General features: G+C 35.9%; 1 protein-coding gene. It reads left to right on the top strand.

Going from position 1 to position 398, the window contains the following annotated elements:
* Positions 1 to 31: 31 nt before the first annotated feature.
* The coding region (locus tag B2248_RS09385) for a hypothetical protein (protein ID WP_286722886.1) at positions 32 to 398 on the top strand (367 nt) is incomplete at its 3' end.

Here is a 398-nt window from a genome sequence, read left to right as displayed (position 1 = left end):
AATAAATCAGTGGCGACTATGGACAGTTAATGTGGATGAAAAGAAAACTCTTGAAAAGTTGGCTGTATCGAGCGTTTGGTACATGGTTGATTATCATCCATATTGGCTAAAAGACGGAACTAAAAATCCTAATGTAGATAAAAACTCTAAGGCTATCATGAGTCTAAAGACTCCTAAAAAGGAGGATGAAGAGTGGAAAATACAAAAACACAGAGCAGCAATAAAATTATTCACTCGTCTACTTCAGCAGGCTTTGAATGACAAGCTTGAAGATATTGACTTTATACAAATTGCAATAGTGCCTTCTTCAACAGCAGGGAAAATCTCTGATGGACTAAGAGCGATTGTCAAATCGCTTAACACAAAGGTGACTGTTATTTTCGACGAAAAATTTTTAG

The sequence above is a fragment of the Methylophaga sp. UBA2012 genome (assembly GCF_002335235.1).
GTDB lineage: Bacteria > Pseudomonadota > Gammaproteobacteria > Nitrosococcales > Methylophagaceae > Methylophaga > Methylophaga thalassica.
This window is presented reverse-complemented; position numbering and strand designations above follow the sequence as displayed.